This is a genomic window from Microcystis sp. LE19-10.1B (genome assembly GCF_027530565.1).
Taxonomy (GTDB): Bacteria; Cyanobacteriota; Cyanobacteriia; order Cyanobacteriales; family Microcystaceae; genus Microcystis; species Microcystis aeruginosa.
In genome coordinates, this window is record NZ_JAPZQM010000085.1 from 1 (window position 1) to 10,253 (window position 10,253).

Consider the following 10,253-nt stretch of genomic DNA (forward strand, 5'->3'; position numbering starts at 1 on the left):
TCTGGGAGTGATCGGGGGGAAATTTAGGCACTTTTTCCCTGAAAATTAGGTAATTGGCCACCTCAAAACTGGTAAAACCCCACACCCCACACCCCACACCCCACACCCTGCCCCCAGGAAAAACTTTTTCAGCAAACCCTAAGTAGGGAGGCACAATTATTTGTAGGATGGGTTAGCGGTAGCGTAACATAATCGGGCGTTGGGTTTCATGCTTCAACCCAACCTACGTTCATCTTATATTTAATTCCACCCACCCACTTAAAACTCAAATCTGATAACTGATAACTGATTACTGATAACTGATAACTGATTACCGGCGCCGGTCTTGCAGTTTTTTATAGACATCTCGCAGGGGGACTTGATGATGGGCGAGAGCGACGAGGGTATGATAAAAAAGATCGGCCACTTCTGAGGCAATAGCATCGCCATCATTATCTTTGCAGGCCATGACCACTTCTGCCGATTCTTCGCCGATTTTCTTGAGAATTTTGTTATCTCCCCCGGCCAAAAGTTTACAGGTGTAGGATTCCGGATGAGGATCGTCTCTGCGATCGCAAATTACCTTAAACAATTCCGAGAGAGTATCGGCTGCTGGCGGTGATTTTTGCCAATTTACCTGGTGAAAACAGCTTCTTTCGCCGGTATGACAGGCGATATCACCGATTTGCTCAATAGTCAGTAAGATAGCATCACTATCGCAATCGTAGCGAATTTGACGCACCTTTTGGATATGGCCAGAAGTAGCGCCCTTGTGCCATAATTCTTGACGAGAACGACTCCAATACCATGCTTCCCCAGTGGTGAGGGTTTTTTCGAGGGATTCCCGATTCATCCAGGCCATCATTAACACTGTAGCATCAAGATAGTCTTGAGCGATCGCCGGTACTAAACCCTGGGGATTATAAGCGATCGCGTCGAGGGGAATAGCGGAGAGTAAAGAGGACATCAGTTTTTTGCGGTCAAGAATTATGCTGGGATAAATTACCCAAAGCTTAATTATATAGCCTTGAGGAATTCCCCTAAATGGCCGCAGAAAATTACATTAACCGTGAGTGAGGAAAGTTTACATTTCTTAAGATAGACAAGAAAATTTCCGTCCGACCAGTTAAGTAGCTGGTTATAATTAAATTAAAAATGGATTTTAGGTTCGATCCCCCCTGCCCCCCTTGATAAGGGGGGTGCCGATAGGCGGGGGGATCCCCCCTGCCCCCTAGGGCTGATTCATTCTCCGAATCTAATTCTTTTTTTTGCTACCTTTAATCGCTTATGAGGCAAGCAAAGCACGACGTTTTTAAAAATTTTCAGATATTTATTCCAAGAAATCGACTAAAAACGTTGCCAGATAAGGATTTGAGAGAATGACATTTGAGAGAATGAAACGACCCTACCCCAACCCCCCCCCCCCCCATGCCCCCCCGACATCGGGGGGGGTGAGAGAGGTTTGGCTAATCTAAGAATAAGCGGTTTAAATGCGTCTTAGCTTAACAACAATCGGATGTCACCTCGATCGCTTGTTCCGATTCAATGATAATCTGATCATTAACGGTAAAATTCCCAGTTTTGATTTCTTCAGCTTTCAAAAGAATTAAATACTCATAAAAAGCCTGTAATGTACACCAAGCAAAACCGGCTTTTCCGTCCCGGATTCCCCCTAAAATAAAGTACATATACAACCAACGCAAGAGGGGACGACAGGGTAAACGCAGGGATAAATCTTTTAAAGCGCGTCTTCTGGCCACTTCGTTATCACCAAAGAATAAATCCCACCATTTCACCGCACCATTTTCCAATTGAGAGAGAGTTTCTCTTGCTTCATCGCTAGAATAACGATTGTGTTTTTCTATCCAGCGACTTAAACCTTTACTACAGGTGTAATGGGGATAGGTTTCTTGCAGAAAACCGGTTGCTCCCAGACAAACTTCTCTTTCCGTGTGACCATAATCGGAAAACCAGACCTGTCCTTTTTTCAATAAACGCAATTGATAGCGGGGATACTGGGTACTGTGACGAATCCATGTTCCCATAAACATCACTCTTTCGGCCGCATAATAACCCACATTATCTGGGGATTTTATTACCTGTAAACATTCTCGGAATAACTCCGGGGTCATCCGTTCATCAGCCTCTAAAATATACACCCATTCGTGTTTAGTGGGAATGGAACGTAACATCCAGCTGCGTTGTTCTCCGTGACTTTCAAAAGCGTGTTGGATGACACGGACGGGATAACGTTGGGCAATTTCTACAGTGCGATCGTTACTAAAGGAATCCACCACAATAATATCATCAGACAGTTGTGCCGATTCAATGCAGGCGGCGATATCGATTTCTTCGTTATGGGTAAGGATGTAGATAGAGAACATGGGCGATTTTTATAGGGTGATGGAGGTTGGGGGTTGGGGGTTGGGGTGTTGGGGTAGTGGGGAATTTAGGTGAAATTTCCCCATCTCCCTATTTCCCCATCTCCCTATTTCCCTATCCCCTATCCCCTATTCGCGTTAGAATCAATACTTACAGGGAAAGCTAAAAGCTAGAAAACCAAACAGGGCATCTAACCTTTAGCTATTCTTGTTCAACGTCACAGTTATCAATGTGTGCAAGACATTGGTAACTGTTATTTTTGTTTCTTGAAGCGGGAAACCATTCCTAAACCACCCACTGCCAGAAGTCCGAGGATAGTACCCGGTTCGGGGACTTTGGTACCAAATTGAGTGAAGTCGTTAGTGGAAGATTGCAGCAGAGTAGCAGTACCAGTGCTGTCGATCCCATATGTATCGATCACTTTGATGCTTTGAACCATGTCACTCGCAATACTGCCCATGGCCTCAGCGCCGTTTACGGATTCTAGGGTTAGAAGCGAAGCACCTGCCAGGGTTTTAATCTCCTTGCTAGCCTTATACGTCCCGACTCCAGATATATCTGTATCGAATAAAACATCGTCGAAATACATCGTGGGGTCGGTAATAGCGACTTGGTAGTGCAATTGACCTTGATTACGACCCATGCCCGCTGGATTGTATTGTACAGTCCAAACACCGCCATTGAGGATGAATGATAGGCCATCGCCGGCAGCAACTTGGGCAACAACGCTGAAATCGGAGAACACTTTGTCGCCTACCACAACGGAATCATAGACCATACCGCCAATAGAAAGACCATACCCTGACCCAGTATTGACAAGCACAGTATCGACCATACCCCCGCCTGCAACGATTGGAACGGTAAAAGTGGCAGCTTGAGCAGGAGCGGCGATAGCGGTGGCGATACCGAGGGTGGCTACACCAGAAAGGATTTTGGTTAATTTGTTGGTTGTCATCATAACTGAATTATGCATCGTTAATTGTGTGTACTATAGCCATCAAAAGAAGTTAAGCAAGCGTTAAGCTCGCTGATAACTTTTTTTGCGACTTGACAGAATTATAGCAAAACTTTTCAAAAAAAACAAGTGTTTTAGAATAGGGTGAGCCCATCTCAAACGCTATTGACCATTGACCAATTTGGTCATCCCCTTGCTGTGTGGGCATTTCAAGCGATACCAGTCAATTAAAACAGTTAGGAACTCTTAACATTTGGTCGATTTTTGCTTAACAATTGAGATGGCAAATTCTCCTCAAATATGCCTGAATCACCCTCTGGGTAAGCAACTCACATAAATCAAGTTCATTTTGTTAAGGATTGTTAAGATGCGCTTCGCTTACCCTGTGTTTTAGAAAATTATGGCTCTTCGGGACTTGGTATGGTTCGATAGGGGGGCATAAATCGACTCAATCCTTATCTGGCAAGAGATTTAATTGATTAGTTCGCTCCAGATCGCAAACAATTGACAAAAATCGCCAAATGTCTTTCTCTATAAGGGTTTCATTCCTTATAATCCTGTACGTTGCATAAGACAAACCGAAGAACCAAAATTATTTTTCGACAGTACCTAGGGTTTGCTGAAAAACTTTTTGCCGCAAACCCTACTTAAAAAAAATCTCTCAATTCTTTACAAAACTTAATCAAGAGAGGTACAATGTATAAAACTTAACAGTCTTGACAGTCAAAACTGGAGTTCGATGGCAATCAACTCCCTAACGGGGAAAACGGGGGGAAGGCAATTCATCCCTACAGTAACTTCCTTTTGCTCCCACAAAAATGTCACCCCAAAACCCCCGGACAAACTCAGGTTTTAGAAAGACCAAAAATCCCGTTGAATATCTCTATCTAAAGAGGTATGACTAATTTTCCTAAATCATCTATAGTTACCAGCGTAGGGCAATGGCAGTATAAAAGTGGACAACTGACTGTCTAAAGTTGGACGATTCTCTCTCGAGAAATTTCTTTAATTAAAACTGGGTTAAGTTAAGTAGTCGGACATAAATTCTGTTGTCTATCTTAAGAAATGTAAATTGCCGCAATTCTTACTGACTCCTGACTTAAAAGTGGCAAGTGGCAAGTGGGGAGAATACACAAAAGCTGTCTCCTGTCTCCTGTCTCCTAGCCCCACCAACAAACTTTTTGCCGCAAACCCTACTTAACAGCTTATATATATGAATACCCTCATCACTATTCGAGAAGCTTCCGATTTACTCGGAGTTAGCATTAAAACCCTCCGGCGCTGGGAACAACAGGGTAAAATTGTCTCAATTCGTACCCGCGGCGGTCATCGCCGATTTCGACCGGAAGATCTCTTACAATCTGGTCAAGCAACCCCATTGATTATTGGCTATGCTCGTGTTAATCGACCTGAACAAAAACCCCAATTAGACACCCAGATAAAAGCGTTAGAAGAATTTTGCCATCAGCAGGGTCAACCCTTTGAAATTCTCACCGATATCGGCGACGGAGTCAGCCACAATCACCCTAATTTTATGCGTCTAGTGAAGATGATTTGTCAGGGTGAGGTGAAATCTCTAGTTTTAACCCATGCGGAAACTATTAGTCTCTTTTGTCATGATTTTATTTTGGGTTTGTGCCGTCTCTTCAAAATCCAAGTCATTATCCTCAATCAAACCCAGGAATCCATTGCAGATGAAGATTTAGTGGACGATCTGCAAGCCCTCATCACCATCTGTTACGATCATCTCTACCCACTACATAACCCGGCTCATCAGCAATTACTAGAATACCTAGGGGCGTTTAAGGATGTCCGTGTGGCTTAAAATTATCCTTGGCCTGGGTTTCTTATCCCTCTTTGTTGGCTGTCTGATGCCGCCTCTACTGTTCCCCGAACCAGGGCCAAGAATAGTAATATTTGAGATGATAAAGAGAATATGATCCCCCCTTGCCCTAGGGTTGATTCAAGGTAGGGTTGATTCATGAATCAACCCTACCCCTTGCCCCCCTTAAAAAAAGGGGGAAAACCAGGAAAGTTCCCTTTTCCAAGCTGGATTGAGGGGGATCAAATTGGCTGACGGCTATATTGACATCCACATTAACGGCAAATGAAACTAGAAACCACGGCGATTAAACGGATTCTCGATGCTAACCTTGACCGCGCCAGAGAAGGACTGCGAATTATCGAAGAATGGTGTCGTTTTGGCTTAGATAATCCCGATTTAGCCCAAGAATGTAAAGAAATGCGCCATCAATTAGCTAGTTGGCACTCGATCGATCTTAAACGACATCGGGACACGGCCGGCGATATCGGCAGGGATTTAAGCCATCCCAGGGAAGAAATCCGGGAGACTGTCGAGGGACTGCTGCAGGCCAATCTCGCTCGCGTACAGGAGGCTTTTAGGGTTTTAGAAGAATACGGTAAACTCTATGATCTGGAGCTAGGGATAGCCTGTAAACAGCTGCGCTATCGGGTTTATCAGCTAGAGAGTAAACTATTAATCTCGCCACCTCTGGAAAAACTGCAAGCATCTCCCCTCTATCTAGTCACTTCTCCTGCCGAAAATCTGCTAGAAATCGTCGAATTAGCCCTAAAAGGGGGGTTAAAATTGGTGCAGTACCGCCATAAAACCGCCGCTGATACCATTCGTTTAGAAGAAGCCGCTAAACTGTGTGAGTTATGCCACCGTTACGATGCTTTGTTTATTATGAACGATCGCGTCGATATTGCTCAGGCCATTCATGCCGATGGTGTTCATCTCGGTCAACAGGATGTACCGATTTCCCTAGCGCGGCAATTTCTCGGCCCAACGGCAATTATCGGCCGGTCCACCACTAATCCCCAAGAGATGGCCAAAGCAATCCAAGAAAAGGCCGATTATGTGGGAGTCGGGCCGGTTTATGCCACCCCCACCAAAGCAGGAAAAACCCCGGCAGGATTGGAATATGTCCGTTATGCGCGGGAAAATTGCCCTTTACCCTGGTTTGCGATCGGTGGTATTGATAGTAGTAACATTAAAGAGGTTTTAGAGGCAGGAGCGCAACAGGTAGCTGTAGTCCGGGCCATCATGGAAGCGCAGCATCCCGATGTGGTGACACAACAATTATTAAACCAATTAAAGTAGGGAAGTGGGAAGTGGGGTGTAGGGTGTGGGGTGTAGGGTGTGGGGTGTAGGGTGTGGGGTGTGGGGTGTAGGGTGTAGGGTGTGGGGTGTAGGGTGTAGGGTGTGGGGTGTAGGGTGTGGGGTGTGGGGTGTAGGGTGTGGGGTGTAGGGTGTAGGGTGTAGGGTGTGGGGTGTGGGGTGTAGGGTGTGGGGTGTGGGGTGTAGGGTGTAGGGTGTGGGGTGTGGGGTGTGGGGTGTAGGGTGTGGGGTGTGGGGTGTAGGGTGTAGGGTGTGGGGTGTGGGGAAGGAAACCTCGGAACTTTCTGCCACTTCCCCACTTCCCCTCTCAAATCAGCAACGCCCTCTGGGATGATATTCTAGGAGTTAATCTTTAATGCAAATCCGTTGTCACTTAAGGGAGTTAACTCATGCAGGTAAATAATCTCGGCTTTATCGCTAGTATCCTATTCGTCCTAGTCCCCACGGTTTTCCTCTTGATTCTGTTTATCCAAACCAGAGAGGAAACCGAGGGTTAAATTCCTTCCCTATCCCTATTTTTCCTAAAAACCCCGGTGATTTCTTGAAGTCATGCGGGGTTTTTTCGCTTCAATTAGGGGAAAATGCTAGTTTCGTCTCCAGTAAGCATTTCACGATTCCATAAGCAAAAATTATCACACAAAGCCGAGAAGAGCCTCGGATTTGGCGGATCTGAGTTTTTGTCCCTTTTGAGTTTCTCGATTTCTCGTTGATTGGCTTCCCGGTCAGCAACCACCCATAATTGTTTATCTTCATCCCACTTGGCTTCCGTGTATATTGCTTTTTCCCAAAAGCAGGCCGATTTAATTTGTTCTGGATTAAGACCCTCGGCTCCGTTGAGGAAGGCTCCGTTGAGGTTGGCTCCGTTGAGGTTGGCTTCTTCGAGGAAGGCTCCGATGAGGTTGGCTCCCTTGAGGAAGGCTCCGTTGAGGTTGGCTCCGTTGAGGTTGGCTCCGATGAGGTTGGCTCCGATGAGGTTGGCTCCGTTGAGGTTGGCTCCGTTGAGGTTGGCTCCGTTGAGGAAGGCTCCGATGAGGTTGGCTCCGATGAGCTTGGCTCCGTCGAGGTTGGCTCGGTTGAGGTTGGCTCGGTTGAGGTTGGCTCCCCTCAAATTTGTCCGACTTAAATCAAGAATTTTAATTTTATTAGAGTCAGTTGTTTCAGCCAAATTATCCCCTTTACGCCGCCCGATTACCGTTAAAGCGGCCTGAACTGGAATACTCACGGAAGGGAGCTTTTCTGGGGTCTTCTCTCTTTCCTCTGCCTCTGGCTTCAGTTGTTGAATATTCGAGGGAATGGGGGAATTTTTACGAATGTAGGAAGTCAGCACTTCCATAATTGTCCATTGATCCTTGGGAGAATCTTTGGCAATTCGCTCTAGGGAATAAATGCCGCCAATTACCACCTCCTCTTTACCACTACCGATTTGCTCGACAGCTTTCGAGAAGCGCTCGGTAATCAGACGTTGCTGAGTCAGTTGCATTTCCGCTTGAGAATTGAAATAATTGACAATAAGCCCAATTCCTGCCAAAAGGGTAGCAATTAATCCCAGGGCAGAAATAATCGTTTTGACCACATCAATGGCAAAGGTGCGGCTGTCTTTGTCTTCACGGGCAAAAAGCCCCGGTATTTGCTGAAATAGCCAGAAGGGAAAGATTAGCAGTTTCCAAGCAACTCTGACAAGAGACTGGAGCGATAGCAACAATCTTTTAATTAGCCTTTTTCCCCCGCGATAGGGCATTTTTAGATTCCAAGCAAGAATCGCTCTGGGATGTTGGCTCAAATATTCTTTCGCTTGCTGCCAGTCATCTATCTCATTGCCTTCTTTACCCGATGCCAGCCGTTTTTGATAAAACTCGTAAGCCTTGATCTGGTGCAATTCTAAAGGAATTCGTGGTGATTTTTTCGGAACCATGCAGCGTTTTCCCCGCCAATAGATGGATTTTGCCAAGGGACTGAGGGACTGACAAAACTGTTTTCGAGACCGGTTGAAAAGAAGTAAGTAGGTAGGCGTTAAAAGTTGTCAGATGCCCCCCTTATTAAGGGGGGATTAAGGGGGGACTAAGGGGGGATCGGCACCCCCCTTATCAAGGGGGGCAGGGGGGATCGAACCTAAAATCCATTTTTAATTTAATTATAACCAGCTACTTACAATCCAACCATTAAAGTTTATCTGTTAATCGGGTAATCGGCTCTCTCGGATGCTGTGTAATCAACAGGATCGATCATCGAGATTGTCGGTATAGACTAGAGCCTAACGTCAACCTTTGATCAAGCTGTTGGGCTACAATCCAGCAAGGACAAGAGAGCCTGTTTACAGAACCGATTGATCGCTTTAAGTGGTGTACTCGGCGTTAATTTTGACGTAATCGTAACTAAGATCGCAACCCCAGGCCGTACCTGTTCCCGAACCGTTACCGATACAGATAGACATTAAAACGGTATCTTCTCGTAAATAAGCCCCGCTTGCTGCCGCTTTCAGGTAATTACTGGCACTAGCTCGATCGAACGCCAGAGGTTGGCCATTTTCCATCATCACGAAGTCGCCTAACTTAATTTGCAGATCCTCTTGATGGAAGACAACCCCGGCCCGGCCCGCGGCCGCCGCAATTCGTCCCCAGTTGGGATCTCGACCGAAAACCGCCGATTTTACTAAGGAAGAACCGGCAATGGTGCGAGCAATCTGACGAGCGGACTGATCATCGGCCGCCCCCGAAACCCGCACTTCTATTAAACAGGTGGCTCCTTCCCCATCCCGGGCGATCGCTTTGGCCAGGTATTGACAAACTTCCGTTAACATGGCCTCTAACTTTTGGGCATCCCGGCCCATTTCTGTGATCGCCGTGGTGCGCGATTGACCGTTAGCCAAGGCGATCAGACTGTCATTGGTACTGGTGTCCCCATCCACCGTAATCTGATTAAAACTTTTATTAGCCGCCCGACTTAACATATTTTGCCAGAGAACCGTCGATACTGCAGCATCACAGGTAATAAAGGAGAGCATCGTCGCCATATTCGGGTGAATCATCCCCGATCCCTTGGCAATTCCCCCAATTGTGACCGGACGACCATCGATGGTGGTTTGCAAGGCGATCGATTTGGGGACTAGATCCGTGGTCATAATCGCCCGGGCCGTGCTTTCGCCGCCATTTTCCGACAATAAACCCGCTAAGGTCGGTAAAGCGGCGGTTAACGCATCCATGCGAATCCGTTGCCCGATCACTCCCGTAGATGCCAGCAAAATTGCATCGGCGGGAATCCCTAAAACTTGGCTCAAGGCGGCGGCACTATCGAGAGCATCTTGCCATCCAGCTTCCCCCGTGGCGGCGTTTGCTTGGCCGGCATTACACAAAATCGCCCTGGCGCTGGCTTTAGTTTGTAGGCGTTGACGGCAATAATCGACGCAAGCGGCCCGCACTTGACTGGTGGTAAAGACTCCGGCGGCGATCGCTTCTGTTTCCGAGACAATTAGGGCTAAATCGGGCAAACCGGACGGTTTTAGCCCTGCGGCCATCCCTGCGGATTTAAATCCTTTTGGGGCCGTGATCCCCCCCTCTATTTCCTGCCAATCGGCCATTTTCTCCCGTCTCCTACTCAAATTCGACGATCGATTATAGCAAGTAAAAAGCCAAAAAGTAGCAAAGGGTTTGACCGTTGCAGCAATTCCAAATTCAAACGGTAGTGTAGGATACAGAATTGATTTCGCTTCTGTCCCTCAAAATAGAGTGAACGAGTTGCCCATTGGGTTTTGCAGGAATGGAAGTCCAAGATTTGAGTTTTATAGGGATGCTGAGCTAC

At 46.6% G+C, this 10,253-nt stretch carries 10 protein-coding genes; 3 read left to right on the top strand and 7 right to left on the bottom strand.

Annotated elements, in window-relative coordinates:
- Positions 1-310: 310 nt before the first annotated feature.
- The 3 genes from hisIE to O9332_RS02915 form a co-directional block, all read right to left on the bottom strand.
- Positions 311-946: a bifunctional phosphoribosyl-AMP cyclohydrolase/phosphoribosyl-ATP diphosphatase HisIE gene (gene hisIE / locus O9332_RS02905; RefSeq protein WP_002764104.1), complete on the bottom strand. Its 636-nt coding sequence runs from the start codon at positions 944-946 to the stop codon at positions 311-313.
- A gap of 535 nt (positions 947-1,481) precedes the next feature.
- On the bottom strand, positions 1,482-2,363 hold the full coding sequence (locus O9332_RS02910; RefSeq protein ID WP_002758800.1) for a glycosyltransferase family 2 protein: 882 nt from the start codon (positions 2,361-2,363) through the stop codon (positions 1,482-1,484).
- 251 nt (positions 2,364-2,614) lie between these two features.
- Entirely contained in the window at positions 2,615-3,319 is a 705-nt protein-coding gene (locus O9332_RS02915) for a PEP-CTERM sorting domain-containing protein (protein WP_288023560.1), read from the bottom strand.
- Between the two features lie 1,210 nt (positions 3,320-4,529).
- On the opposite strand from O9332_RS02915, the gene O9332_RS02920 reads away from it, so the two are divergent.
- Positions 4,530-5,141: an IS607 family transposase gene (locus O9332_RS02920; RefSeq protein WP_012266923.1), complete on the top strand. Its 612-nt coding sequence runs from the start codon at positions 4,530-4,532 to the stop codon at positions 5,139-5,141.
- Positions 5,142-5,423: 282 nt separating this feature from the next.
- Entirely contained in the window at positions 5,424-6,440 is a 1,017-nt protein-coding gene (locus O9332_RS02925; RefSeq protein ID WP_002758805.1) for a thiamine phosphate synthase, read from the top strand.
- On the opposite strand, the gene O9332_RS02930 is transcribed toward O9332_RS02925, so the two are convergent.
- Complete coding sequence (locus O9332_RS02930) at positions 6,432-6,749, bottom strand: hypothetical protein (RefSeq protein WP_288023562.1); 318 nt, start codon at positions 6,747-6,749, stop codon at positions 6,432-6,434. The genes O9332_RS02925 and O9332_RS02930 overlap by 9 nt on opposite strands.
- 98 nt (positions 6,750-6,847) lie before the next feature.
- Here O9332_RS02930 and psbM point away from each other — a divergent pair, with 98 nt between their 5' ends.
- Positions 6,848-6,955, top strand: a complete 108-nt coding sequence (gene psbM / locus O9332_RS02935; RefSeq protein WP_002745897.1) for a photosystem II reaction center protein PsbM — start codon at positions 6,848-6,850, stop codon at positions 6,953-6,955.
- 74 nt (positions 6,956-7,029) lie between these two features.
- Here the strand turns inward: psbM and O9332_RS02940 are convergent, their stop codons facing one another.
- The 3 genes from O9332_RS02940 to O9332_RS02950 form a co-directional block, all read right to left on the bottom strand.
- Positions 7,030-8,370: a pentapeptide repeat-containing protein gene (locus O9332_RS02940; RefSeq protein ID WP_288023564.1), complete on the bottom strand. Its 1,341-nt coding sequence runs from the start codon at positions 8,368-8,370 to the stop codon at positions 7,030-7,032.
- A 420-nt stretch (positions 8,371-8,790) separates the two neighbouring features.
- Complete coding sequence (argJ, locus tag O9332_RS02945) at positions 8,791-10,032, bottom strand: bifunctional ornithine acetyltransferase/N-acetylglutamate synthase (protein ID WP_002759624.1); 1,242 nt, start codon at positions 10,030-10,032, stop codon at positions 8,791-8,793.
- A 17-nt stretch (positions 10,033-10,049) separates the two neighbouring features.
- On the bottom strand, positions 10,050-10,253 hold a 204-nt coding region (locus O9332_RS02950; protein ID WP_288023565.1), incomplete at its 5' end, for a hypothetical protein.

Coding starts and splice junctions, on each gene's coding strand:
- hisIE (WP_002764104.1), bottom strand. CDS start 946: ATGTCCTCTTTACTCTCCGCTATTCCCCTCGACGCGATCGCTTATAAT.
- O9332_RS02910 (WP_002758800.1), bottom strand. CDS start 2,363: ATGTTCTCTATCTACATCCTTACCCATAACGAAGAAATCGATATCGCC.
- O9332_RS02915 (WP_288023560.1), bottom strand. CDS start 3,319: ATGATGACAACCAACAAATTAACCAAAATCCTTTCTGGTGTAGCCACC.
- O9332_RS02920 (WP_012266923.1), top strand. CDS start 4,530: ATGAATACCCTCATCACTATTCGAGAAGCTTCCGATTTACTCGGAGTT.
- O9332_RS02925 (WP_002758805.1), top strand. CDS start 5,424: ATGAAACTAGAAACCACGGCGATTAAACGGATTCTCGATGCTAACCTT.
- psbM (WP_002745897.1), top strand. CDS start 6,848: ATGCAGGTAAATAATCTCGGCTTTATCGCTAGTATCCTATTCGTCCTA.
- O9332_RS02940 (WP_288023564.1), bottom strand. CDS start 8,370: ATGGTTCCGAAAAAATCACCACGAATTCCTTTAGAATTGCACCAGATC.
- argJ (WP_002759624.1), bottom strand. CDS start 10,032: ATGGCCGATTGGCAGGAAATAGAGGGGGGGATCACGGCCCCAAAAGGA.